The organism is Geodermatophilus chilensis (assembly GCF_002802985.1).
GTDB lineage: Bacteria > Actinomycetota > Actinomycetes > Mycobacteriales > Geodermatophilaceae > Geodermatophilus > Geodermatophilus chilensis.
Genome location: NZ_NVPT01000007.1, coordinates 13,340 through 36,989, shown reverse-complemented (window position 1 = coordinate 36,989; position 23,650 = coordinate 13,340). Strand labels below are relative to the sequence as shown.

The following is a 23,650-nucleotide window of genomic DNA, read 5'->3' as shown; positions in this document are numbered from 1 at the left end:
CTGCCTGCTGCTTCGGCCCGGTCTTCAGTCCGGCGGCTGGCCACCGACCACACCGGCGACGACCGCGGCCGCCGCGTGACCTGTCCGGACGGCGTCCAGCACGGGGACCCCGGCGCGCCAGCCGGCCAGCACGCCGGCCACGAAGGCGTCCCCGCAGCCGGTCGTGTCCCGCAGCGCGCCCTGCGGCAGCGGCTCGACCGACACCTCCCACGCGCCTGCCCGCGTCAGCACGCGGGTCGGCCGGACGCCGGCGTGCACCAGCGCCAATCCCGGCGCCCACTGCGGCAGGTCGCCGTCCAGTCCGAGCACCGCGGCCTCGGCGGCGTTGCAGAACAGAACGTTGGATCGCAGGCCGGCGAGCAGTTCCACGTACGCCTCCGCACCGTGACGCCCGATCCGGGTCGCGGCGGCGACGTCCACGCTGACCGGCACGCCGGTGCCGTGCGCCATCGACGCCGCGGCGAGCACCGCCTCGGGAAAGCGCAGCAGGTCGTAGCCGTCCAGGTGGACGACGGCGGCATCGGTGAGCCACGCGGCGCGGACGTCGGCCGGCTCCAGCCCGCCCTCCCCGCGGTCGGTGAGCAGCGTCCGCTCGCCGTCCGGGTGCACCAGCACCGTCGACAGCGGCGCCCGGCCGCGGCGCACGACCGCCACCTCGACGCCGCGGTCGGCGAGCCCGGTCAACAGCCCGTCCGCGAGCGGGTCCGCACCCGCCCAGCCCGCGAACCGGGCCGGCGCGCCGAGGCGGGCCACACCGGCCGTCACGTTGGCCGGGGCGCCGCCCGCCGTCGTCGTCCGCCCCACCCGCTGCTGGCTCCCGACCACCAGCGGCGCGGACAGCTCGAGCAGCTGGTCGGCCACCAGCTTGCCCACCGCCACCACCGGTCCCCGCCCGGTAGGGCGATCCCACTGCGGACCGTGGAACTCGGACACGGGGACAGAGTGCCCCGGGTGTCGGGGTGGACTGCCGACGGAGGTGCTCTAGACGTCCGAGGCCGTCGACATGGCTGCGGTGTACTCGCCTGCGACCCGGACGCAGAAGTCGAGCAAGGGCCCCGCTCGATCGATGGTGAGCCAGCCCGGCGGCGTGCGGGCCTGCTTCTCCGACCCCTGGCGAGCGTCGGCCACACGGCCCCGTTGGGCGTGCCCGGCTCCGGCGTCCAGTCCGGCGCCAGCACCTCCGCGTACCGCTCGCGGTGCTCGTCGGCCACCGCCTCGAGTGCCATGGGGACGGCGGCCAGCGGGTTCCCGCCGTCGAGCGCCACGCGCAGGAGTTCGTGGAAGACCGCGCAGCCCTCGCCGGCGGCCGGGTCGCCGTGGGTGAGCGCCGAGATGCGGCGGGCGGCGTCCGTGGTGGCCGCGCGCCCCTCGCGGGCGAACCGGATCGCGGCGGGCGTGGTGCGCATCAGCGAGCCGTTGCCGGCGGCCCGTCCGGTGCGGCGGAAGTGCTCGGCCGCCGCGGTGTCCCACGGCAGGCCGGAGCCGAGGACGGCGCGGGTCTGGTTGCCGACGTCCGGCGGGTCCGCGGCCGCCCAGCGCAGGAAGCGGTCGAACAGGTCGGCCTGGTCGAGCCCGCCGCGCTCGACCAGGGACGTCGCGACGAGCAGCGCCATCTGGGTGTCGTCGGTGAACTCACCCGGCTCCCAGCCGAGCGCCCCGCCGCCGCACATCTCGGTGTGCGCGCCGCGGGCCGGGGTGGAGAAGCGGGCGGAGAACCGGCCGGGCGGGCCGAACTCGAACGGCGCGCCGAGCGCGTCGCCGACGGCCGACCCGACCAGTGCGCCGGCGGCGCGGTGCGAACGGTGCATGCGCGGGGTCACCCGAGCATCCTGCTGCGCCGTCCACACGCGCGTCAGGCGCTGACCTCCTCATGCGTGTTCACCCCGGGGATGCGGCGCACCGATCCCCAGCCGAAACGGGCCCACACGACCAGCAACGCAGCGCCGACGAGCGACCCGAGGGTGTCGCGGAACAGGTCGCCGTTGGTGTCGTCGTTGTCCTCCGACAGGGCCGTCCCGAACCAGGCGTCGGACCGCCACTCGAACAGTTCCCAGAGCGCCCCGATGGCGATGCCCAGCGCCGCGGTCACGACGCCGATGCCCACGTAGTGCTGGAGGTGTGTCTCGTCGCGGGGGTCCGGGACGACGTCCAACCGGGCCAGGGCGATGTAGACCACCGGGGCCGTGAGCATCGGCAGCGTGAAGTGCACCAGGTCGTCGAAGCGGAGGAACTGGTCGTACAGGCCGAGCGTCTCGCCGAACCCCTGCAGGGCCATGCCCAGGGTCAGGGCCAGGTCGTAGAGCCGCGGCAGGTTCACCAACCGTGCGACGAGCGTGACGCTCCCCAGCACGGCCAGGAGAGCCGCCGAGCCCCACCTGCCGTCGGCCGCGTACACCCCGGCTCCGACGAAGATGATCAGTCGCAGGATGTCGATGCCGTCCCTGATCACCGGCGTCCAGTCCCCCAGCAGCAGCGTGCGCCTGTCCACGTCGGCCCCGTACCCACCGGTGACCTGACGCTGCACACACGGCGGGGCCTGACGCTGCGTCACCGGGGTCGGTCGTCACCCACGCGAGCGGGGGACGACGGCGTCTCGAGCGCGCGCACCGCGCCGCTCTGGTGCTGTGCTGTCCCCAGCCGGTCGTCAGCGACCGGAGGCACCGCAGGACAGGAGCACCTCGTGACCGATCCGGAGCTCGAGCCGACCGCCGCGAGCACCAGCCGGACGGCCCGTTGCACCAGCCATGCCACCGGGCACGCCGTGCACCCCACCGCGTACTGCTCTGCGACAACAGCCCGGACGACGCGTGGTCCCCGGTCGTCGTCATGGGCGCCGTCGGGGACGTGCTCACCGTCGCCTGTGGCACGGAACTCCGGCGCTACCGCAACCACGACACCGTTCGCCTGCTGGACCTGGCCGGCACCACCGGACCCGACGCGCTGCTCAACGAGCGGTACGGACTGCTCTTCCTGCGCACCTGGCCGCAGGACGCCGCCTCGGTCTTCTCCCTGCAGCCGGCCGACGAGCCGCCGCACCCCTGCCGCCGCGGCTGACCCCATGGGGTGAGGCAGCCCCGCCACGACAGTTCCGGACGAGCAACCCCCCATTAGCGTCCGATCGCCTCCCGTCACCGGGCGTGACCGTCGACCGGTCGACGTCCACCCCGGGAGGTGGGGGACGCCGCACCACAGCCCGTCCCCACGTATGGACGACACGGGGGAGTGGAGCGTGGCCCTGACGGGTGCCCAGCGCATCGACCGTCGATACCGGACCCTCCGCATCCCGTGGAGCACCCGGCTGCGCCTGCGCTGGTACGCCCGCGCCGACCGCCGGGCCGGCCTGCCGGTCGGGGTCAGCGTCGCCTCGACGCCGGTCCTGGCCGAGCTCGTCGCCGAGTACGGCGAGGCCTGCGAGCGCGAGCGCACGGCCTGCCTCATCGACACCGGCTCCGCCGACGTCCGGCTCGGGCAGATCGACGCCGAGCTGTGCACCCTGCGCGCCACCCTCGAGCGCCAGGCCGAGGACGTCGAACGGATGGCGCAGCCGCCCGCGCCCGCGTGGCTCGCCCGCCGCTATCCCGGCGAGGAGAACCTGCCGGATTCCGCGACCCGCGAGCGCCGCGCCATCACCCATCAGCACTCCGTGGCCGCCACCCGCGCCGCGCAGGCCGAGACCCAGCGCCGGCTGGACGACGTCCTCGCCGAACAGGCCCATCTGCGCGCTGCCGTCCAGGCCCGCGCCGACGTGGCCCGCTCGCACGTCGTCCGCGCCCGGGAGCTGACCCACCGCAAGGCCGCCGTCTACCGACGCGCCCTGCTCCGCCGCCACCCGCAGCGCGAGGAGCTCGTCCGCCTCTGGGACACCGAGCTGTGCGATCTGCCGACCTGGGTCGCGCCCGGCATTCCGCTGCCCGCCCCCGCACCGTCTGGAGCCTCCGCATGAGCTGGACCTGGTCGCGCCGCCGCAAGCAGGGAGCGCCGGTCGACGTCCGCCTCCCCTTCCTCGCGCCGCGCAACAACCGGGACGACGTCGTCGCGCAGATCGCCGCGCTGGCCCAGGCCGGGTCGTTGGACGCCGGCAACGGTGACGTCCTCGACGGCTGGCTGGAGGGGCTGCGCACCAAGCGGCGCGCGCACGTCCTCGCCGAGCGCACCGAGCGGATCGCCGCCGCCCAGGCGGAAGTCAGCCGGCTGGAAGCGGCCGAGGTGGTGGCAGAGCAGCGTGCCGAGTCGGCTGCCGCGGAACTGCAGCACACCGAGCGCCTGATCGCCGTCCTCGAGAAGCGCATCGTCGAGCCCGCCGAGGCGGAGCCCGGTGAGCGACGGGAGCGGCGCAGCCGTCCCCGGCCGACCCTGGACCCGCTCGAGGGCCTCGATCGCCCCTGGTACAAGCGGATCGGTCTCTACCTGATGCTCGCGGTGGCGGCAGCCGGTGACGTCGCGACGTTCTACGTCGTCCTGGCCACGTCGTTCCGCGAGGCCGGCGAGCCGGTGGTTCTCGCCCTCACGGCTGCCTTCGCCGTCATCTCGGTGGGGCTCATGCACGGTGTCGGCCGGACCCTCAAGGATCTCCGGGAAGCACGCGGCGGCCTCGGCCGACCGGCTCTCCTGCTCATGATCGTGGGCTGGCTGGTGCTGGGGAGCGTCGCGTTCTACTTCCGGCTGGTCTCCGAGTCGAGTGCCGCCGACGTGACGTCGGCCTTCGGTGTCACCGACCCCGCTGCGGACTCGCAGCACGCACTGCTCTCCGCACTCCTCCTCGCCGGCCTGTACTTCGCCTCCGGGGTGTTCGCCTTCTACACCGGCTTCTCGGAGCACACGCCGCGGATGAGCACCTACGCGGCGCTGCGCAAGAAGCTGCTCAAGCAGCACGAGGTCGTGGCGCGGCGGACCGAGGTCGTCAGCAACATCCGGCATCGGTTGGCACAGGCCCGGGATGCGATCGACCAGGCGGACCGGTCGGCCGAGGACGCCCTCGCCACCACGGACGCGGAGATCGCCGAGCTCAAGGAGCTCGTCCGCGTCGAGGTCGCCGGCCACCTCGGTCTGCCCGAGGCGACCAACGGCCTCACGACGGGACGGCGGGTCGGTGGCCCGGAGGAGCCGCCGCAGCCGGGCGTCCCGGGGCCCCGTGTGGGGGACGGCGGTAGTCCGTCGCGCCCGACGCCGCGCGACCTCGGAGCGCTGATCCGGATCCCCCGCGACGCGTTCCCCCTCCTCGCGCCGAGGTCAGCCAACGGCCACGGCACCCCCAACGGCCACGGCACGCCCAACGGCGTCTACTGACCCGACCGACGCCCCGCGCGTCCGCACCCGCTCGATCGAGAGGCACGTCCTTGCGCACTTCCTCTGTCCCCGGCCGCCTGCTGGCCGCGACCGCATCGCTCGGCCTCGCCGTCGGGCTCGCGGGCTGCGGTGGGGGCGAGGCGGCGGCGGACCCCACCGGTGCCGCGGCCTTCGTGGTCGGCGCCCGCAGCAACATGCCGGCGCCGCAGCTCGGCGGCCGGGCGATGGGGGTGCTCGACCGCGCAGTCGCGAACCAGTCCTTGGCTGCCATCGTCGTCGCGGACGGGGAGCCGTCGGTCCTCGGCACGATGTCGCTCGTCGTAGAGGGAGGGACCAGTCAGGGCCGCGACGCGAGCCGCAACGACAACCGGCGGGCGGTGCTCGACGGGATCGCTGCGGCGCGGGCGGACGACCCGGAGGCGGACGTGCTGACGGGGCTCGACCTCGCCGCGCGCAGCATCCGGTCGGTGGAGACGCTGCCGCACGAGATCGCCGTCATCGACTCGGGTCTGTCGACGGTGGCGCCGCTCGACTTCACGCAGCCCGGCCTGCTGGAGGCCGATCCGCAGGAGGTCGCGGACACCCTGCAGAGGATCGGCGCGCTCCCCGACCTGGAGGGGATGGACGTGACCTTCCAGGGGCTGGGGGACACCGCGGCGCCGCAGGAGCCGCTGGGCATTGCGCAGCGCGACAACCTTGCAGCCATCTGGGAAGCAGTCATCGAGGCTGCCGGTGGCGAGATGGAGGTGGAGCACGCACCTCTCGAAGGCGATTCGCCCTCGGATGGCGGGAGGGCGGCGCTCCCTGAGGTCCGCATCGTCCCCATCCCCGACGGGCCGGCATGCTCCGGGCCCACTGTCGAACTCACGGGCAGCGACGTCGCCTTCCTCCCGGATTCTGCGGAGTTCGCGAACCCGGCCGCGGCGCGCGCCATCCTGGAGCCGATCGCCAAGCAACTGGTCGAGACCGGCGCCACCGCCACGCTGACCGGGACGACGGCCGACGTCGGACCGATCGAGGGACAGCGAGCGCGGGGCCTGAGCCGAGCGCAGGCGGTGCTCGACGAGCTCGTGGAGCTGGGTGTCCCGAGGGAGTCCCTGACCGCCTTCGGTCTCGGCAGTGAGTACTCCGAGTACGTCCCCGACCACGACGCGGACGGCAACCTGCTGCCCGGCCCGGCTGCTGAGAACCGCAAGGTGATCATCACGCTCGACAACGGGGCCACCTGGACTCTCTGCGAGTGACAGGCACGTCCCGACCAGCGGCCTGATGCGTCGGCGACCGGAGTGGCGGGAGGTCACGCAAGAGGCGGCGCCACACCAGTCCTGCCGGGTTCCAGGACTCGTACGTGCCACTGTCCTCGCGTCCAACCCGGGGTTGCGCGATGACGGACGACTGTTGTCGCACTCGCGGGCCTCGATCATCACCGCCCCATGGGGGAACACATGTCGCAGTCGACTCACGTGCCGGCCGACCCGCAGGGGTACGCCCCTCAGCCGCCGGCCCCGGCCAAGAAGCCCTTCTACAAGCGCGCCTGGTTCATCGTCCTTGCGGTGCTCGTCGTGATCGCCATCGCCACCCAGGGCGGCGGCGGCGATGGCGAGTCGACGACCGCGACCGGTGACGCGTCGCCCGGTGACGCGGCCGCTGCTCCGGCCGTGGACACACCCGCGGCCGAGGCGCCGGCTCCCGAGGCGCCTGGCATCGGCGAGCCCGCCGCGGACGGTGACTTCAACTTCGTCGTGAACGGTGTCGACTGCAGTGGCACCGAGATCGGCAACGAGTTCCTGAGCCAGAAGGCCCAGGGCCAGTTCTGCATCGTCGACCTGACCATCACCAACATCGGCGACCAGGCGCAGAGCTTCTTCGGCGACAACGCCACCCTGTTCAACGCGCAGGGCCAGCAGTTCTCGGCCGACGGCGAGGCTGCGATCTACCTGGAGAACTCGTCCTCGCTGTACGAGGAGATCAACCCCGGAAACACCCTGGCCAGCAAGGTCGTCTTCGACGTCCCCGCCGGCACGGTGCCGACCTCGATCGAGCTCCACGACTCCGCTTTCTCCGGGGGCGTCACCGTCTCCCTGCAGTAAGCACCGCCCGACTGAGGGCCTCCCGCTGACATGGCGGGAGGCCTTCAGCGCCTTCTACGAATCGCTCAACCCGGCCGAGGGCGTCCTCGCCTGCGGCTGACCGCCCGGCGAGATCGCCGATCTCGCACGCCTACAGCGTCGTAGCCGTGTGAGACCGGCGATCTCGCCGCAGAAGGGGGTCAGATGACCCGGCGGGCGCCCGAGAAGCTCGGCATGTAGTCCAGCGACGTGACCTGGACCGGCTTGCTGGCGTTCAGGGCGTGCACGATCTGGCCGTTGCCGATGTACATGGCCACGTGGGAGACCGGGCTGTAGAAGAACACGAGGTCACCGGGCCGCAGGTCGGCCTTCGACACCGGCGTGCCGAACGTCGCCTGGGCCTTCGAGGTACGCGGGAGCGAGACGCCGGCCGCCTTGTAGGCGAAGGTGGTCAGCCCCGAGCAGTCGAAGGAGTTGGGGCCGGTGGCGCCGTACACGTACCGGTCACCCACCTGGGCGAGTGCGGTGTCGACGGCGGTCTGCACGGCGCTGCTGGACGCGGCGGCCGAAGCGGCAGGGGCTGCGACGGTGTGCGCCGAGGCCGGTAGGGGGGAGAGAGCGATCCCGGCGCCGGCGATGGCGGCGACGGCGACACCACGGAACGAGCGACGAGCGAAGGACGTGCGGGCAGTCGTCATCGACGACGGTTCTCCTGTTCTCCACGACCGCCTACCGGGTTAGCTGACGGGTTCGGACGGGGGAGTCGCCCGGCGCGACGGATCGCGCTTCACCCCAGTGCTGCGGTGGGTCCCCGGCCTGCGCACCGGTCATCGACCGGTGCGCGGTTCGGCGGCGTCCGGCGGGTGTCACACGATTCGTGACGAAGGGCCCTTGCCGGACGGCGACCGACGTTAGGCGGCCCTGGAGGAGGTGCAAGGCAGGAACGGGGCGTTGCCCGACCCGCCCCGACCGCACCACGACACGCCGCGCTGACCACCGCAGACGCCGAGACGGCCCGATCCTCGGCAACCCGAACCCGCAGGTCGGCGCTTCACCATGAGTTTGACCGAGCCCCGGAGTGCCTGCACGGAAAGTGGCGGGACGACAGCACACGGCTGCTCCCAGCGAGGTGGTTGGGGCCACTCCTGCCCGGGCAGGACACAGCTCAACCGAACCGAGGAGGAACGCACCATGGCCGGCATGTTGAGGAAGGTCCTGGCGTCGGGGATCGCGGCGAAGGTCATCCAGGAGGCCCGCAAGCCGCACAACCAGGCCAAGATCAAGGAGTTCATCGCCAAGATGGGCGAGCAGAACAAGAAGCAGGGCGGCGGCCGGGGCTACGGCCGCGGTCCGGTGCGCTGAGCACCTCGCGCTGACGCGCTCCGGCGACCCCCGCTCGCACCGGGCGGGGGCCGCCGTCATGCTCGGGACCGTGCTGCGCATCGCCGTCCTCGACGACTTCCAGTCCGTGTCCGCTGAGTTCGCCGACTGGTCCCGCCTCCCCGAGGAGGCCGAGGTGGTCGCCTTCGCCGACCACCTCGACGACGAGGACGCCGTGGCTGAGCGGCTGGCCGGGTTCGACGTCGTCGTCGCCATGCGCGAGCGCACCCCGTTCCCGCGCAGCCTCCTCGAACGGCTCCCGCGGCTGCGGCTGCTGGTCACCACCGGCGCCCGCAACGCCGCCATCGACGTCGCCGCGGCCGCCGAGCGCGGCATCACGGTCTGCGGCACCGGCGCGCACCCGACCGGCACCGCCGAGCTCACCTGGGCGCTGATCCTGGCCGTGGCCCGGCACGTCCCCGAGGAGGACGCCGGGCTGCGCGCCGGCGGCTGGCAGCGCACCGTCGGCACCGACCTCGCCGGCGCCCGCCTCGGCGTCGTCGGCCTCGGCCGGCTCGGCACCCGCGTCGCCCGCATCGGCCAGGCCTTCGGCATGGACGTCGTCGCCTGGAGCCAGAACCTCACCGCCGAGCGCGCCGCCGAGGCCGGCGTCCGCCGCGTCGACCGCGACGAGCTGTTCGCCGGCGCCGACGTCGTCACCGTCCACCTGGTGCTCTCCGACCGCACCCGCGGACTGGTCGGCCGCGACGAGCTCGCCCGCATGAAGCCCGGCGCGATCCTGGTCAACACCTCGCGCGGCCCGATCGTCGACGAGGCCGCGCTGCTGGAAGCGCTGTCCGCGGGCCGCCTCGGCGGCGCCGGCCTCGACGTGTACGACCGCGAGCCGCTGCCGGCCGACTCGCCCCTGCGCACCGCGCCGCGCACCGTGCTCACCCCGCACCTCGGCTACGTCACCCGCGACACCTACCGCGTCTTCTACGGCGACGCCGTCGAGGACGTCGCCGCCTTCCTCCGCGGGGAGCCGGTGCGGGTCATCGCGCCCGCGTGACGCGCGCCGGAGGCGGGTACCCCTCCGGCCCCGGCACGAGGAGGCCTGCGATGACCGAGGGCAACATGACCGGCCGTCCCTACGGCGGCGCCAACGAGCGACCCGACGACGACGTCCTGCCCGGCGAACGCCCCGAGCCCGCTGAGGTCGGGCCACCCTCCCAGCAGGAGGAGCCGCGGGCCGCGCGGGACGGCGAGATGTCGACCAACCCGGGTGAGGCCGGCAGCGGGGTCCCGGACACCGACCACCCGCTCGGCGGCCGGAACAGCGGCTGACCCCGCGCGGGCTACGGCCGTCCGGCGTGCGGGACGTCGACCTCGGTCGCCACCAGCACCGCCTCGCGCGCCGGCGCCCGGTTGTGCTCGTAGAAGTCCGGCGCGCAGCACATCAGCAGCGTGCGGCCGTCGTCCCCGCCGAGCATGCAGGCGAAGACGCCGAGCCCCTCGGGCGCGGCGACCTCGTCGACGATCGCGCCGCCCTCGGCGACCCGCACCACCCGGCCGCCGACGGCGTCGGCCGCCCACACGTGCCCCTGGGCGTCCAGCGCGCACCCGTCCGGCGCCACCGTGAGCTGGCCGAGCACCTCCTCGGTGGTCCGGCCGGTGACCTCCGGGCCCAGCGGCGCCCACACCCGACGGTGGGTCAGCGCGCCGTCGGCGCCCAGGTCGAAGGCGGTGTAGCGGTTGCCGAGGGTCTCCCGACGAGGAGCGTGCCGCCGTCCGGGGTGATCACCATGCCGTTGGGGAACTGCAGCCCCTCCGCGGCGACCGACACCGTGCCGTCGGGGTCGATGCGCTTCAGCGACGCGGTTCCCGCGTCGCCGCCGCCCATGAGGTCGAAGCCGAAGTCGCCGACGAACACCTGCCCGGCCTCGGTGACCACCAGGTCGTTGAGGTGCCCGCCGCAGTGCTCGGTGAGGTCGGCGTGGGTGGACAGCGTCCCGTCGGCGTACCGCAGCACGCGGTGGTCCTTCATCGACACGACCACCAGCGACCCGTCGGGCAGCCAGCCCAGCCCCGAGGGCTGGCCCTCCACCTCGACGACGACGGTCTCCGCGCCGTCGGAGGTCACCCGGCTGACCGTGTGCCGGTAGAAGTCCGACACCCACCAGGTGCCCTCGTGCCAGCGCGGGCCCTCGAAGAACCCGCCACCCTCCAGAACCGTCCTGAGCTGCCGAGATGCCATGGCCCGCACACTAGGTGACGGCCGTCACGGCCTCGCGTGACGGCGCCCGCGCGGGTGCCCGGCCCCGTCCGCCTCAGGCGGCGTCGAGAGGGGAGCGGTCGGCCGCGCGGTCGACCAGGTGGGACAGGCCGGTCAGCCGCAGCAGCCGGACGGTGAACGGCGAGGCGGCGACGAGCCGCAGCGTGCAGCCGCGCTCCTCGGCCAACGTCGTGGCCCCGGCGAGCGCCCGCAGTCCCTCGGCGTCGCAGAAGGTGATGCCCGCGGCGTCGATGGTCCAGCTGCGGTGGCCGGTCACGCTGAGCGCGTGCAGCGCGTCGGAGAGCCGGTGGGCGACCAGGCGGTCGAGCTCGCCGACGGCGGTGATGCGGCCGCTCCGGAGGTCGATGGACAGCAGCAGCGGGCGCTCCGGCGGCCGCTGTGCGAGAACTCGTGCGGGCATGGTGATCCCCCTTGCGGGGCGCCGGGCGACAGCTGAGCCGCCGGACGGCGTCCCCACGGACAGGTAGGTCCGGGCCAGCTCTTCGACCCGGTTTGCAACGTTAACAGGACCGACCGGTTTCGGCTCGGGCACGGTGAGATGGCCCGCCGCCGGATCGTGTCGACGCGTCCGGCGGGGTGTCGGCGGGTCCGCGGGTGCCGGCTGCCGGCAGCTCGTGCGGGGACGCCGGCGGTGCTGCTGCGCGGGGGCTCCTACCTTGCCCACCATGCGGGGCAGGGGTAGAGCTCCCACGAGGACGGTCGGTCCCCTCGGATGTGACGGCCGGCGTCCGCGGGTGCGGGACAGCGGCCGGTGTGGTGCGGGTCAGGCCCGGTCGGTGCCGGGCCGGTCCGGCGCGCCGGCGCCCACGTGCTCACGCACCCGGCCCCGGCCCCCGGCAGGGTCCCGCCGCGAGCCTGCGAGCGGTGGGGGGCAAGGGGTCCTTCTCAGTCGCCCTTGACGTTGACCACCTGGCGCAGCGTGTGCCGCACCTCCACGAGGTCGGCGGCGTCGGCCATGACCTGGTCGATCGGCTTGTACACGTCGGGGTGCTCGTCGAGGAAGGCGTCCGAGCGGCCCCAGGCGATGCCCTTCATCCGCCGGTCGAGGTCAGCCCGGGTGAACATCCGCCGCGCGGCACCCCGCGAGTGGTTGCGCCCGGCCCCGTGCGGCGCCGACGTCAGCGACTCGACGTTCCCCCTGCCGACGACGACGTAGGACGCCGCGCCCATCGAGCCGGGGATCAGCCCCCACTGGCCGGCCCGCGCGGAGATCGCCCCCTTGCGCGACAGCCACACCTCGGTGCCGTAGTGCGTCTCCCGCTCGGTGTAGTTGTGGTGGCACTGCACGACCTGCGCGCGGTGCACCTCCTCGGTCAGGCCACGCCCACTCAGAAACTGCGACACCTGCTCGGCGAGGCGGTCCATCATCTCCTCGCGGTTGAGCGCGGCGAACCGCTGCGCCCAGTGCAGCGCCTCGACGTAGGCGTCGAACTCCGCCGTCCCCTCCTCGAGGTAGGCCAGGTCGCGGTCGGGCAGGTCCATGTCGCGGCACCGGTCCTGGGCCACCCGGATGTGCTTGGACGCCAGCCGGTTGCCCACGCCGCGCGAGCCGGAGTGCAGGAACAGCCACACCCGGTCGGCCTCGTCGAGGCAGACCTCGATGAAGTGGTTGCCCGAGCCCAGGGAGCCCAGCTGCAGCGGCCAGTTGTGTGCGACGCCGTCGGCCTGCGCGACGCCCGGCAGGTCGCGCAGCTCCGCGACGCGCGCCGCCGCGGTCTCGCGCAGCTTCTTGTTGTAGCGGCCGGCCGACAGCGGGATCGCCCGCGAGACCTGCTCGTGCAGCGTCGCCAGGTTCCGGCCCCGGACGTCGTCGCCGGTGAACTGGGTGCGCACGGCCATCATCCCGCAGCCGATGTCGACGCCGACCGCTGCCGGGATGATCGCCCGGTCGGTCGGGATCACCGAGCCGACGGTCGCGCCGAGGCCCAGGTGCGCGTCGGGCATCAGGGCGACGTGCGGGTGGATGAACGGCATCGAGGCGGTGCGCTCGGCCTGCAGGCGCGTGGTCGGCTCGAGGATCGACGCCCAGTTGAGCAGGCGGTCGCTGATCTTCTCCATATCCCTCTCGTTCCGGGCGGGTGGCGCGACAGTGGAGCAGGGCTGCTCCGCCGTCCGCACCCGGATTACCCGCGGGAGGAGGTCAGTCGTCGTCCTTCTTGTCGCGGCCGCGCCCGCGCTCGCCGTCCCGGCCGCGCTCCTTCTCCGCGGTCGACGCCTGCGGGGTCGGCGTGGGGGACGGCGCGGCGGTCGTCGGCGGGGGAGGAGGCGGCGGCGGGGCCACGGCGTGGGTGACCGTCACCGTCGTCCCGACCGGGAGCTCGCCGGTCGGCGCCAGCGCGAGCACCTGACCGGCGGGGACGTCGGCCCGCTCGACCGCGACGAGGCTGACCCGCAGGTCCAGCCCGGTCAGCCACGCCTGCACCGCGGCCACCTGCTGCCCGACGTGGTCGGCGGGGTCCACCCGCACGAAGGTGCCGGTCGGCGGCAGCGCGACGGTCGTCGGCGGCGCGGAGGTGGTGGGCGCGGGCGCGGCCGGCGCCGCGGTGGGGACGTCGCGGCTGCCCAGCACCAGCCCGGTGACCACGAACGCCGTGGCCACCAGTCCGACCAGCACCGGCACCACCAGCCGGCGCACCCGGCCGCGGTCGTCGGGCTCGTCGTCCTCGTCCTCGAGCGCGGGGAACACCGGGGGGACGGTGGCGGCCGCGACCGGGCTGACCGGCAGCGGGGCGGTGGTCGGCTGGGCCACGGGGACGGCGGGCAGCACGCGGGTCGCCGTCCGCTCGTCGTCCGGCTCCGGCGCGCGGCCGGCCGCGGCGTCGGCCACGGCCGTGACCAGCGCCCGGCCGTCCGGGATCCGCGCGGCCGGGTCGATCACCAGGGTCCGCTCGACCAGCTCGCGCACCGGCGCGGGGACGTCGGCCGGCAGCGGGGTGGGCGACTCCGAGGTCCGCCGCATCGCGACCTCGACCGGGTCGGGGCCGTCGAAGGGACGGCGCCCGGCCAGGCACTCGTAGGCGACCGTGCCCCACGCGTAGACGTCGACGGCGGGGGTGGCCTTCTGCCCCTGCACCAGCTCGGGCGCGAGGTACTGCGGGGTCCCGACGACGTGGCCGGTGCGGGTGACGGTGGCGTTCGCGGCCGACCAGGCGATGCCGAAGTCGGTCATCTTCACGGTGCCGTCCGGGCGGACCAGCAGGTTGGCCGGCTTGACGTCGCGGTGCACGACCCCGCCGGCGTGCGCGGCGGCCAGCCCAGCGGCGACCTGCCCCAGCAGGTCCAGCGTCCGCGCCGGGGTCAGCCGGCCCTCGCGCGCCAGCACCGCCGACAGCGGTTCGCCGTCCACCAGCTCCATGACCAGGTAGACCAGCCGGTCGCCGCCGGGGGCGGCCGGCTCGGCCTCGCCGTAGTCGTGCAGGACGGCGATGTTCGGGTGGGTGAGCCCGGCCGACAGCCGCGCCTCGGTGCGGAACCGGGTCAGGAACACCGGGTCGCCGGTGAACTCGGGCTTGAGTACCTTGACCGCGACCTCGCGGCCGAGCACCCGGTCCTGCGCGCGCCAGACCTCGCCCATGCCCCCGGTCGCGATCAGCGACCGGAGCTCGTAACGGTCCTGGAGGACGTCTCCCGTTGCCGCCATGCTCAGACGGGGTCGACCAGGCGCAGCGGCGGGTGCGGCCCCAGGCGCTTCTCCAGCGTGACCAGGTGCCGCCCGTCGGGCTCGTGCCGGAAGTCCAGCCGGTCGACCAGCGCCTGCATGAGCAGCAGTCCGCGGCCCCCGTCCAGCGGCGAGCGCTCGTCCTGCTGCGGCAGCGTGGCGGGGTCGAAGCCCTCGCCGTTGTCGACCACGCTGATCCGGCACAGCCGGTCGTCGATGGCCACCTCGACCTCGTACTGGGCCTGGTCCCCGCCGTGCTGGACGACGTTGGCGCAGGCCTCGGTGAGCGCCAGCGCGATCTCGTCGATCACCGCCCGCTCGATGCGCAGGTGCACCAGGGCCTGGCGGCACAGCCCGCGGATGAACGGGATGCTCCCGGTGTCCACCGGGAGGTGGACCGTGAAGGCGATGTCCACGCCGGGTACCCCCCTCCCGCCCGCAGGCATCTAGGCTGGTCAGGTTCTGTGTGCGTCGATGGGGGGACCGATCCGTGCAGTTCGAGGTCGAACGGACGACGGTCCTCGGGAGGCCGGCGCTGAGCGTACGCGGAGAGCTGGACCTGGCGACGGCCCCGCGCCTCGCGGAGGCCTTCGCGTCACAGCTGTCCCAGCAGCCGCAGTCGCTGGTCGTCGACCTGACCGACACGACGTTCCTCGACAGCTCGGGCGCCCGGCAGCTGGCGCGCATCGCCCGCAGCGCCGCCGACCAGGGGGTCGCCCTCGAGGTGGTCTGCCCGCGCGCCAACCGGCCGGTGCGGCTGGTGGTCGACCTGCTGGAGCTGCGGGCGGTGGTGCCGATCGTCGAGTCGCCCAGCCTGATGGAGAACGAGGTCGGTCCGTAGGGTCGGCCGGCGATGACGCTGACCGCGAGCACACGCCCGACGACAGCCGCGGGAGCATCGCAGTGAGGAACGAGCGAGGAGCGCACCGCGGCGCGGAGTCGGGCCAGAGCGCACAGCCCCCCGGCTCCGACGAGGCCCTGCAGCGCTGCGCCGACGAGCCGATCGCCGTCCCGGGCGCGATCCAGCCGCACGGCGCGCTGCTGGCCGTCACCGAGCCCGACCTCGCCGTCGTCGTCGCCTCGGCCAACGCCGCCGACGTCCTCGGCGGAACCCCGGCGTCCCTCGCCGACGTGCTCCCCGCGGCCGACCTCGACCGGCTGCGCGCCGGCCTCGCCGGCGACCTCGCTGAGGTCAACCCGCTGCGGGTGACCATCGGGGGCGCCGAGATCGACCTCGTCGTCCACCGCGCCGACGGGCTGCTGGTCACCGAGTGGGAGCCGCTCGCCGGCGCCGAGCAGGCGGACGCGGTCTGGCACTCCCGCCTGGCGCTGGTGCTGCAGCGGCTGTCGGCCAGCCGCACCCTCGAGGAGCTCACCGCCTCGCTGGCCCGCGACGTCCGGGCGCTCACCGGCTTCGACCGGGTCATGGTCTACTGCTTCGACCCCGAGTGGAACGGCGAGGTGGTCGCCGAGGACCGCCGCGCGGACCTCGAGCCCTTCCTCGGCCTGCGTTACCCGGCCAGCGACATCCCGGCCCAGGCCCGCGCCCTCTACGCGACCAACTGGCTGCGGCTGATCCCCGACGCGACCTACCGGCGGGTGCCGCTCGAGCCGGCCGCGAACCCGGTCACCGGGCGCCCGCTGGACCTCTCCGGCGCGATGCTGCGCAGCGTCTCCCCGGTCCACCTGGAGTACCTGGGCAACATGGGCGTGGTCGCCTCGATGTCGGTGTCGCTCATCGACCGCGGCCGGCTGTGGGGGCTCATCTCCTGCCACTCCTCCAGCGGCCCGCACCGCCCCTCCTACGCCGACCGGGTGGCCGCGGAGTTCCTCGGCCGCACCGCCTCGCTGCTGCTGCACACCACGGTCGAGGCCGGCGAGCAGGGGCAGGTGGTCGCCGTCGCCCAGCGGCAGGCCGAGCTGGTGGCCGCGCTCGGCCGCACCCCACGCAGGCCGGCGCAGGCGCTCACCGAGGGGACGCCGACCGTGCTGGACCTGCTGCCCGCCGCCGGCGCCGCCGTCCGCCTCGACGGCCGGCTGCACCTGCTCGGCAGCACCCCGCCGGCGGAGCGGGTGCCCGGGCTGGTCGCCGGGCTGCTCGCCCGGGGGCGCACCGCCACCGACGTGCTCGGCAGCGTCGTGCCCGGGGCCGCGGACGTCGCCGACACCGCCAGCGGCCTGCTCGCCGTCGAGCTCGGCGGCGGGCGCGGCGACTTCCTCGCCTGGTTCCGGCCGGAGACCCTGCGCGAGGTCACCTGGGGCGGCAACCCGCACACGCCCAAGACCGTCGAGACCGAGGCCGGGCCGCGGCTGTCCCCGCGCCGCTCGTTCGCCGCCTGGCGCGAGACGGTGCGGGGGACGGCGACGCCGTGGCGCGAGCACGAGGTCGAGGCCGCCCAGGCGCTGGCCGCGCACCTGACCGAGTCGGCGCTGCAGCGGGCCGGCGAGGACAACCGGCTGGCCGCGGCGCTGCAGCGCACCCTGCTGCTCGAGGAGCTGCCGAAGGTGCCCGGGGTCGCGCTGGCCGCCCGCTACCGGCCCAGCGCCGCGGACGTCGTCGGCGGCGACTGGTACGACCTGGTGCCGCTGCCCAGCGGCCGGCTGGCGATCGTGCTGGGCGACGTCGCCGGGCACGGGCTGGCCGCCGCCTCGGTCACCGCGCAGCTGCGGCACGCGCTGCGCGCCCACCTGCTGCGCGACCGCGGCCCGGGCGCCGCACTGCAGGGCCTGGGCGAGGTGATCGCCGCGCTGCTGCCGGGGGAGCTGGCCACCGCGGTCGTCGCCGAGCTGGACCCGGAGACGGGGGAGGTCGCGGTCGCCAGCGCCGGCCACCTGCCGGTGCTGCACGCCACGGCCGACGGGGTGCGGCTGCTGTCCGAGGGGCGGGGGCCGGCGCTGGGCCTGCTCGACGAGGTCCACTACGCCGAGACCCGGGTCCGGCTGGCCGCACCGGACCGGCTGCTGCTCTACAGCGACGGGCTGGTGGAGCGCCGCGACGTCCCGCTGCCCGACCGGCTGGACGCGCTGTGCGCCGCCGTCGCCGCCGGCGAGGAGCCGGAGGCGCTGCTCGACGAGGCGCTCGCCGCCCTGGACCCGGCCGACACCGACGACGTCACGCTGGTCGCCCTCGGCCGCACCTGAGCCGGCGCGGACCTGCGCGGCTCAGGTGCCGACGTAGGCCGCGAGGTGCTCGCCGGTGAGGGTGGAGCGGGCGGCGACGAGGTCGGCCGGTGTGCCCTCGAAGACGACCCGGCCGCCGTCGTGGCCGGCGCCGGGACCGAGGTCGACGATCCAGTCGGCGTGCGCCATGACCGCCTGGTGGTGCTCGATGACGACGACCGACCTGCCGGAGTCCACGAGCCGGTCGAGCAGGCCGAGCAGGTTCTCCACGTCGGCGAGGTGCAGGCCGGTGGTCGGCTCGTCGAGGACGTAGACGCTGCCCTTCTCGCCCATGTGGGTGGCCAGCTTGAGCCGCTGCCGCTCGCCCCCGGACAGCGTGGTGAGCGGCTGGCCTAGGCTGAGGTAGCCCAGCCCGACGTCGGCCAGGTGGGTGAGGACGCGGTGCGCCGCGGGTGTCCTCGCCTCGCCGGCGCCGAAGAACTCCCCGGCTTCCGCGACCGACATCGCGAGGACCTCGCTGATGTCCTTGCCGCCGAACCGGTACTCCAGCACCTCGGCCTGGAACCGCCTGCCCTCGCACTCCTCGCACGTGGTGGCGACGCCGGCCATCATCGCCAGGTCGGTGTAGACGACGCCGGCGCCGTTGCAGGTGGGGCAGGCACCCTCGGAGTTGGCGCTGAACAGGGCCGGCTTGACGCCGTTGGCCTTCGCGAAGGCCTTGCGGATCGGGTCGAGCAGCCCGGTGTAGGTCGCCGGGTTGCTCCGCCGCGAGCCCCGGATCGGGGTCTGGTCGACCGTCACCACCCCGTCGCGACCGGACACCGAGCCGTTGACGAGCGAGCTCTTGCCCGAGCCGGCCACCCCGGTGACGACGACCAGCACGCCGAGCGGGATGTCGACGTCGACGTCCTGCAGGTTGTGGGTGCGGGCGGCGCGTACCTCGAGCGCCCCGGTCGGGGTCCGGACCGACGGCTTCAGGGCGGCGCGGTCGTCCAGGTGCCGCCCGGTGAGCGTCCCGCTGGCCCGCAGCCCCTCGACGGTGCCCTCGAACACGACCTCGCCGCCCTCGGTGCCGGCGCGCGGGCCGAGGTCGACGACGTGGTCGGCGACCGCGATGGTCTCCGGCTCGTGCTCCACGACGAGTACCGTGTTGCCCTTGTCCCGCAGCCGCAGCAGCAGCTCGTTCACCCGCTGGACGTCGTGGGGGTGCAGGCCCGCGGTGGGCTCGTCGAAGACGTAGGTGACGTCGGTGAGCGAGGACCCGAGGTGGCGGACCATCTTCACGCGCTGCGCCTCGCCGCCCGACAGCGTGCCCGCCGGCCGGTCGAGCGAGAGGTAGCCCAGCCCGATCTCGGTGAACGAGTCGAGGGTCTCGCGCAGCGCCGCGAGCAGCGGTGCCACCGAGGGCTCGTCGAGCTCGCGGACCCACCCGGCGAGGTCGCTGATCTGCATCGCGGAGGCGTCGGCGATGCCGACGCCCCGGATCCTCGAGGACCGGGCCGCCTCGCTGAGCCGGGTGCCGTCGCACTCGGGGCAGGTGGTGAAGGTGACCGCGCGCTCCACGAAGGCGCGGACGTGCGGCTGCAGCGCCTCGACGTCCTTGGCCAGGAACGACTTCCGGATGGTCGGGACCAGCCCCGTGTACGTCAGGTTGATCCCGTCGATCTTGATCTTGGTCGGCTCCCGGTACAGCAGGTCCTGCAGCTCGCGCTTCGTGTACTCCCGGATGGGCTTGTCCGGGTCGAAGTAGCCGCAGCCGCGGAAGATGCGGCCGTACCAGCCCTCCATGCTGTAGCCGGGGACGGTGAGCGCGCCCTCGTTGAGCGACCGGCCGTCGTCGTACAGCGCGGACAGGTCGATGTCGGTGACCGAGCCCCGGCCCTCGCAGCGCGGGCACATGCCGCCGAGCCGGGTGAAGGTCGCCTTCTCGGCCCTCGTCCGCGCACCGCGCTCGACCGTGATGGCGCCGCTGGCCGTGACCGAGGGGGTGTTGAACGAGAACGCGCTGGGCGGGCCGATGTGCGGCCGCCCGAGCCGGCTGAAGAGGATGCGCAGCATCGCGCCGGTGTCGGTGGCGGTGCCGACCGTGGAGCGGGGGTCGGCACCCATCCGCTGCTGGTCGACGATGATCGCGGTCGTCAGCCCCTCGAGGACGTCGACCTCCGGCCGTGCCAGCGTCGGCATGAAGCCCTGCACGAAGGCGCTGTAGGTCTCGTTGATCAGCCGCTGCGACTCCGCGGCGACCGTGTCGAACACCAGCGAGCTCTTGCCCGAGCCGGAGACCCCCGTGAAGACCGTCAGCCGGCGCTTCGGGATCTCGACGCTGACGTCCTTGAGGTTGTTCTCGCGCGCACCGTGCACGCGGATCAGGTCGTGGCTGTCGGCGGCGTGCAGCGCCGGTGCCGGCGGGTCCGTCCTCGTGGCCGTGCTCATCGGGTCTCCACCTCTCCGGGCGGGGCCGCCCCGCGACCCCGTGGCGTCGCCTGGCACGAGCCGACCGCCCCGGGCAGGGTCCTCCTGCACCGGCGCGGTCGCGGCGACGGTCCGGTGTCTACCGGATCGGGGTGACAGCCGGGGTGGCGCGACGCCCGTTCGGCTGACGCCGGCCGGGTGGCGCCCGGCGCTGCCTACCGGGTGCGGCCGTTGCCCTCCGCGCAGCCCGGGACCGGCGGCTGGCGACGCGCACCCGCGTCGAACCGCTGCGTCCGGTCGGCGGTGTCCTCCTCACCGTCCGCGGCGTGCCGCCCGGCGGTGGGCAGGGTGAACTCGGCGGTCTCGTCCAGCAGGTGCTTGGCCACGATGAGCGTCCTTCCGTGCGTGGTCGACACCGAGGTTAGGAGCCCGGCCGGCGGCGTCTGGGGCAGGCGGGGAGGGCCGCGTCGGGTGGGACTCGTGGGGCGGACGGGGTCCGCCGTCACTCGCGGCGGCGGCGCCGGCGGGACGGGGCGTCGTCGGCGCCGCGGCTGCGGGCGAAGGAGCGGGCCAGCTCCGGCGGCCAGCCGTCGTCCACCAGCAGCAGCTCCAGCCGCCGGCCGAGCACCTGGTCCACGTCGCCGGCCGGCAGTTCCGAGCCGAACACCACCTCGCGCAGCGCCCAGCCGCGGCCGGCGCCGGCCCCGCTCGCGACGGCGACGGCCAGCTCCTCGACCCCGGCCACGTCCATGCGCAGCGCCGCCCACCGCAGCACCGGAGGCAGCGCCGAGACGGGGACGGCGTCGCCCAGCCGGGCCAGCCACCCGGGATCGGCGACGAGCAGGTGGCCGAGCAGCTCGCCGTGCGCCGCCGTCCACCCACCGGAGGACCGCCACTGCGCGACCAGCGCGTCGCCGACGACCTCGCGGCGGGTGGCCAGCAGCGCCAGCTCCCAGGTCTGTCCGGTGAGCCCGAACAGCGGCAGGTCGACGCCGAGGGCCAGCGCCTGCTCGACCAGCAGGCCGGCGGTGCGGTCGAGCCGGGCGATGCGGCGCCCGCGGCGCACCTCGCCGGCCACGGCCGCGCACAGGTCCGCCTGACCCACCCCGGCCACCTCGACGGCGTGCTCGGCCGGGCCCGCGGCGCCCTCGAACACCTCGTCCAGCAGCGCCGCCAGCACCCGGCCGCGCACCAGCTCGGCGACCGCCGGCCACCGGTCGACCGCCGCCCGCAGCGCCGTCTCGACGGGCGGGCTGTCCGCGGCGAGGTCGAGGGCGCCGGCCGCGTTGCCCCGGCGCGCCAGCCAGCGCGGTGCGGCCGACGACTCGAGCACGCTGGCCACCTGGTCGCCCGACAGCGCGGCGGCGTCCTGCTCGGCCCAGGCGTCGGCGAACAGCCACGCGTCCAGGCGGCGGACGTCGGCCAGCTCGTCGGGCGCGAGCTCGCCCTTGCTCGCCGCCTCCAGCAGCGTGCGGGCGCGCTCGGTGTCGTGCGCCCCGGCCGCCGTCGATGCGGGCGCGTCGGTGAGCCGCACGGCGACCGGCGCGGTGTCGCCGTCGTCCTCCCGGGTGCCGGCGGACAGCGAGACGCCGGCGGTCAGCGCGCGCGGCAGGACGGCGAAGAGCACATCGGCCACCTCGCGGCCCGACGCCGTCCGCACCGGCAGCGCGCAGCTGCCCGAGCCCGCGGCGAGGGTGGCCAGCAGCCCGGCCAGCGGCGGGGTGAGTGCGTCCACCTCGTCGGGGGTCAGTGCCGGCGCAGCCCGGTCGGCGAACGCCACCCGCAGCGGTGGCAGGTCGGCGGTGGGGGCGGCGTCCTCGGGGAGGTCGTCGAGGAACCGCCCGGCCCGGCGCAGCGCCAGCAGCTCACGCACGCCGAGCCGGCCGCTCTCGTCCCACAGCAGGTGCACCAGGTAGTTGCCCGGGCGGCCGAAGCCGTCGGCGCGGGCGGCCACCGCGCGGTGCAGCACCCGCCCCGCGCCGCGGGAGAGCACGCCGTAGGCCTCGCCGTCCTCGGGGCGGGAGCCCACCAGCGCGCCGAGCGCCTTGCGGGTGCGGCCGACCTCGGCCGGCCAGTCCGCCGAGTGCGCGTAGACGCCGAACCCCGGCCCCTCCAGCGTGCGGCTGGCCGAGGTGTAGAGCGCCTGCGGGCAGGCCCGGCCGCTCACCGCGACCACTGGCCGCGCGGGCCGGCGCCGTACTCCTCGGGGGCGCTGTCCTCGGGGTTCAGGCCCTCCGCGGAGAGGAAGCCAGAGCGGGCCAGCAGCACCAGCAGCGGGTCGAGCACGCCGACCGGGGCGATCCGCGGGTAACCGCCGTCCCGGGCGTCGGCGCCGGTGGCCGAGACCGCGTGCACGGTCGGCTGCGGCAGCCGGTGCAGCACCGCCGTCAGCAGGTTGGACCCGCCGCTGACCTCGAGGAAGTCGACCAGCCGGGAACTGTTCGTGCGCACGTCGGCGAACCAGTGCGCCAGGGGCATCGCGCGCAGGTCGGGGTCGCGCAGCGTCTCGACCGGGAAGTCCGGCACGCCGCGCAGCTTGTCGGCCTTGCTCAGCACGACCGCGGTGGCCACGTCGTCCACGTGCGCGTCGAGCGGCAGGCTGCGGGCGGCGCGCAGCACGTTGGCCAGGTTGACCACCATCTGGGTGTGCCGGGCCAGGCCCATCGAGTCCTCGCCGGGGTCGGCCACCGCGCGCAGCCGCGGGAAGACACCGGGGGAGAGGACGACGAGCAGGGACGTCGCCGCGTAGAGGAACCGGCCGTAGAGCCCCATGTCCTCGCTGCGGTACAGCTGCTCGCCGGAGGCGTCGAAGAACACCAGGTTGACCGCGCGCTCGGCGCCGTTCCGGCCGGTGCCGCGCAGCACCAGCATGAACGGGTCCGGGGAGCTGCCCTCGCCCAGCAGTGGCAGGGTCAGCGGCAGCTGCTGGCGCTGCACCAGCAGCCGGTAGCGGTGGTCGTCGAAGCGGGCGGCGGACTCCTCGTCCATCTCGACGGAGACGCCGAGCGAGGCCAGCGCGCCCTCGTGCAGCAGGTCGATGAGCACCGTCAGGTAGGTGCTCTTGGACGCGCCGGTCAGCCCCACCAGGCCGACCACGACCGTCGGCCGGTCGAGGTACTCCGGCGGCAGCCGGTGCCCGCGCGGGCAGGTGGGCACCACGTTGGCCGCGGCCGCGCCGGCGGCGTCCCGGGCGGTGGGCACCGGCAGCGGGTCGGTGCGCAGCGGGTCGAGCAGCCGCTGCCAGCGGGTGCGGCGCTCGACCGGCGGCCGGGTGGGCGCACCGGTGGCGTCGCGCCACACGGGCGCGGTCAGGGACTCCAGGCAGCGGGGGCAGACGCGGCGGCGCATCGTCAGCGGACGAACAGCGCGAAGAAGACGACGGTGGTGACGGCCAGGACGGCCAGCAGCACCCGCTGGCGCTCCCGGAACCGCTGGCGGCGCGCGTCGAGCCGCTGCTGGGCCAGTGCGCGCTCGTACAAGCCGGACACGGTG

Annotated in this window: 25 protein-coding genes and 1 riboswitch; of the genes, 10 read left to right on the top strand and 15 right to left on the bottom strand. The window is 74.8% G+C overall.

The features are described 5' to 3' along the window. Positions 1 to 24: 24 nt before the first annotated feature. From CNO22_RS02135 to CNO22_RS02125, 3 genes are read right to left on the bottom strand one after another with little or no spacing between them, the layout of a single operon-like run. Positions 25 to 873 (bottom strand): carbohydrate kinase family protein, encoded by an 849-nt coding sequence (locus tag CNO22_RS02135; protein WP_157936754.1) that lies wholly within the window; start codon positions 871 to 873, stop codon positions 25 to 27. Beyond that, positions 762 to 1,820 carry an ADP-ribosylglycohydrolase family protein gene (locus tag CNO22_RS02130; RefSeq protein ID WP_232806729.1) on the bottom strand — a complete coding sequence of 353 codons (1,059 nt, stop codon included), beginning with the start codon at positions 1,818 to 1,820 and terminating at the stop codon, positions 762 to 764. Before CNO22_RS02130 ends, CNO22_RS02135 begins: the two co-directional genes overlap by 112 nt. A gap of 32 nt (positions 1,821 to 1,852) precedes the next feature. Next, positions 1,853 to 2,488 (bottom strand): hypothetical protein, encoded by a 636-nt coding sequence (locus CNO22_RS02125; RefSeq protein WP_157936753.1) that lies wholly within the window; start codon positions 2,486 to 2,488, stop codon positions 1,853 to 1,855. 338 nt (positions 2,489 to 2,826) lie between these two features. Between CNO22_RS02125 and CNO22_RS02120 the strand changes: the two genes are divergently transcribed. The 5 genes from CNO22_RS02120 to CNO22_RS02100 all read left to right on the top strand — a co-directional run bounded on the left by CNO22_RS02120 (position 2,827) and on the right by CNO22_RS02100 (position 7,376). Next, positions 2,827 to 3,054, top strand: coding sequence for a hypothetical protein (locus tag CNO22_RS02120; protein ID WP_100497713.1), 228 nt, complete (start codon positions 2,827 to 2,829; stop codon positions 3,052 to 3,054). Positions 3,055 to 3,229: 175 nt separating this feature from the next. Next, positions 3,230 to 3,943: a hypothetical protein gene (locus CNO22_RS02115; RefSeq protein WP_157936752.1), complete on the top strand. Its 714-nt coding sequence runs from the start codon at positions 3,230 to 3,232 to the stop codon at positions 3,941 to 3,943. Then, entirely contained in the window at positions 3,940 to 5,286 is a 1,347-nt protein-coding gene (locus CNO22_RS02110) for a hypothetical protein (RefSeq protein WP_100497711.1), read from the top strand. The genes CNO22_RS02115 and CNO22_RS02110 overlap by 4 nt, the downstream gene beginning before the upstream one ends. A 173-nt stretch (positions 5,287 to 5,459) precedes the next feature. Beyond that, positions 5,460 to 6,530, top strand: a complete 1,071-nt coding sequence (locus CNO22_RS02105; protein ID WP_198588049.1) for an OmpA family protein — start codon at positions 5,460 to 5,462, stop codon at positions 6,528 to 6,530. A gap of 201 nt (positions 6,531 to 6,731) precedes the next feature. Continuing rightward, positions 6,732 to 7,376: a DUF4352 domain-containing protein gene (locus CNO22_RS02100; protein WP_100497709.1), complete on the top strand. Its 645-nt coding sequence runs from the start codon at positions 6,732 to 6,734 to the stop codon at positions 7,374 to 7,376. 179 nt (positions 7,377 to 7,555) lie between these two features. On the opposite strand, the gene CNO22_RS02095 is transcribed toward CNO22_RS02100, so the two are convergent. Then, entirely contained in the window at positions 7,556 to 8,053 is a 498-nt protein-coding gene (locus CNO22_RS02095; protein WP_100497708.1) for a C40 family peptidase, read from the bottom strand. A gap of 12 nt (positions 8,054 to 8,065) precedes the next feature. Then, positions 8,066 to 8,217, bottom strand: a riboswitch (cyclic di-AMP (ydaO/yuaA leader). Positions 8,218 to 8,555: 338 nt separating this feature from the next. Between CNO22_RS02095 and CNO22_RS28090 the strand changes: the two genes are divergently transcribed. From CNO22_RS28090 to CNO22_RS02085, 3 genes are all read left to right on the top strand, one after another. Beyond that, positions 8,556 to 8,717: a hypothetical protein gene (locus tag CNO22_RS28090; RefSeq protein WP_198588055.1), complete on the top strand. Its 162-nt coding sequence runs from the start codon at positions 8,556 to 8,558 to the stop codon at positions 8,715 to 8,717. Between the two features lie 70 nt (positions 8,718 to 8,787). Continuing rightward, positions 8,788 to 9,744: a D-2-hydroxyacid dehydrogenase family protein gene (locus tag CNO22_RS02090; protein WP_198588048.1), complete on the top strand. Its 957-nt coding sequence runs from the start codon at positions 8,788 to 8,790 to the stop codon at positions 9,742 to 9,744. A 50-nt stretch (positions 9,745 to 9,794) separates the two neighbouring features. Then, positions 9,795 to 10,019, top strand: a complete 225-nt coding sequence (locus tag CNO22_RS02085; protein ID WP_100497707.1) for a hypothetical protein — start codon at positions 9,795 to 9,797, stop codon at positions 10,017 to 10,019. Positions 10,020 to 10,030: 11 nt separating this feature from the next. Here CNO22_RS02085 and CNO22_RS29600 read toward each other — a convergent pair whose 3' ends face one another. The 6 genes from CNO22_RS29600 to CNO22_RS02060 all read right to left on the bottom strand — a co-directional run bounded on the left by CNO22_RS29600 (position 10,031) and on the right by CNO22_RS02060 (position 15,042). Beyond that, positions 10,031 to 10,390 carry an SMP-30/gluconolactonase/LRE family protein gene (locus CNO22_RS29600; RefSeq protein ID WP_269799564.1) on the bottom strand — a complete coding sequence of 120 codons (360 nt, stop codon included), beginning with the start codon at positions 10,388 to 10,390 and terminating at the stop codon, positions 10,031 to 10,033. Then, positions 10,387 to 10,929, bottom strand: a complete 543-nt coding sequence (locus CNO22_RS29595; protein ID WP_269799563.1) for an SMP-30/gluconolactonase/LRE family protein — start codon at positions 10,927 to 10,929, stop codon at positions 10,387 to 10,389. Before CNO22_RS29595 ends, CNO22_RS29600 begins: the two co-directional genes overlap by 4 nt. Positions 10,930 to 11,002: 73 nt before the next feature. Continuing rightward, positions 11,003 to 11,368 carry an STAS domain-containing protein gene (locus CNO22_RS27390; RefSeq protein ID WP_157936750.1) on the bottom strand — a complete coding sequence of 122 codons (366 nt, stop codon included), beginning with the start codon at positions 11,366 to 11,368 and terminating at the stop codon, positions 11,003 to 11,005. A gap of 485 nt (positions 11,369 to 11,853) precedes the next feature. Beyond that, positions 11,854 to 13,026, bottom strand: a complete 1,173-nt coding sequence (locus CNO22_RS02070; protein WP_100497705.1) for an RtcB family protein — start codon at positions 13,024 to 13,026, stop codon at positions 11,854 to 11,856. Between the two features lie 82 nt (positions 13,027 to 13,108). Then, positions 13,109 to 14,608 (bottom strand): serine/threonine-protein kinase, encoded by a 1,500-nt coding sequence (locus tag CNO22_RS02065; RefSeq protein WP_100497704.1) that lies wholly within the window; start codon positions 14,606 to 14,608, stop codon positions 13,109 to 13,111. A gap of 2 nt (positions 14,609 to 14,610) precedes the next feature. Next, a complete protein-coding gene (locus CNO22_RS02060; RefSeq protein WP_157936749.1) occupies positions 14,611 to 15,042 on the bottom strand; it encodes an ATP-binding protein in 432 nt (143 codons plus the stop codon). Between the two features lie 74 nt (positions 15,043 to 15,116). Between CNO22_RS02060 and CNO22_RS28085 the strand changes: the two genes are divergently transcribed. Together CNO22_RS28085 and CNO22_RS02055 are read left to right on the top strand one after the other, a co-directional pair. Continuing rightward, positions 15,117 to 15,467, top strand: coding sequence for an STAS domain-containing protein (locus tag CNO22_RS28085; protein ID WP_198588047.1), 351 nt, complete (start codon positions 15,117 to 15,119; stop codon positions 15,465 to 15,467). A 62-nt stretch (positions 15,468 to 15,529) separates the two neighbouring features. Then, positions 15,530 to 17,767 carry a SpoIIE family protein phosphatase gene (locus CNO22_RS02055; protein WP_198588046.1) on the top strand — a complete coding sequence of 746 codons (2,238 nt, stop codon included), beginning with the start codon at positions 15,530 to 15,532 and terminating at the stop codon, positions 17,765 to 17,767. A 21-nt stretch (positions 17,768 to 17,788) separates the two neighbouring features. Here CNO22_RS02055 and CNO22_RS02050 read toward each other — a convergent pair whose 3' ends face one another. The 5 genes from CNO22_RS02050 to CNO22_RS27375 all read right to left on the bottom strand — a co-directional run bounded on the left by CNO22_RS02050 (position 17,789) and on the right by CNO22_RS27375 (position 23,646). Next, complete coding sequence (locus tag CNO22_RS02050; protein WP_100497701.1) at positions 17,789 to 20,179, bottom strand: ATP-binding cassette domain-containing protein; 2,391 nt, start codon at positions 20,177 to 20,179, stop codon at positions 17,789 to 17,791. Positions 20,180 to 20,373: 194 nt separating this feature from the next. Then, positions 20,374 to 20,544, bottom strand: coding sequence for a hypothetical protein (locus CNO22_RS27385; RefSeq protein ID WP_157936748.1), 171 nt, complete (start codon positions 20,542 to 20,544; stop codon positions 20,374 to 20,376). A gap of 116 nt (positions 20,545 to 20,660) precedes the next feature. After that, positions 20,661 to 22,325, bottom strand: coding sequence for a GAP1-N2 domain-containing protein (locus CNO22_RS27380; RefSeq protein WP_157936747.1), 1,665 nt, complete (start codon positions 22,323 to 22,325; stop codon positions 20,661 to 20,663). After that, positions 22,322 to 23,506, bottom strand: coding sequence for a TRAFAC clade GTPase domain-containing protein (locus CNO22_RS02040; protein WP_100497700.1), 1,185 nt, complete (start codon positions 23,504 to 23,506; stop codon positions 22,322 to 22,324). Before CNO22_RS02040 ends, CNO22_RS27380 begins: the two co-directional genes overlap by 4 nt. Before the next feature lie 2 nt (positions 23,507 to 23,508). Further along, positions 23,509 to 23,646, bottom strand: coding sequence for a hypothetical protein (locus tag CNO22_RS27375; protein WP_157936746.1), 138 nt, complete (start codon positions 23,644 to 23,646; stop codon positions 23,509 to 23,511). Between the last annotated feature and the right edge of the window lie 4 nt (positions 23,647 to 23,650).